We start from the raw sequence: 242 nt of genomic DNA, 5'->3' as shown, positions 1-242 counted from the left end.
AACATTGATCAAACTCTATCAGAGCTGGTATATATTACGTAAGCAGAACAAAGACAACTATTAAAAGAATGGAATCATAATGCTATATCCTATCCACGTGAGAATGTGATTCATAAACTATTCGAAGAGCAAGTAAATCGTACGCCTGACGCGCTGGCAGTGGAAGATGAAACACACAAACTAACATATCGACAGCTGAATGATAGAGCAAAGCATTAGGCCCAGTATCAACAGAAAGGTGG

1 pseudogene is annotated in these 242 nt (G+C 38.8%); it reads left to right on the top strand.

The window, feature by feature from the left end:
* Positions 1 to 210 (top strand): annotated as a pseudogene (locus JDS98_RS29825) (hypothetical protein); the annotation flags it as partial.
* Positions 211 to 242 lie beyond the last annotated feature (32 nt).

Source organism: Bacillus cereus group sp. N11, from assembly GCF_016483605.1.
GTDB lineage: Bacteria > Bacillota > Bacilli > Bacillales > Bacillaceae_G > Bacillus_A > Bacillus_A toyonensis.
The sequence above is the reverse complement of the archived record's forward strand: the minus strand, read 5'-3'. Positions and strand labels throughout refer to the sequence as shown.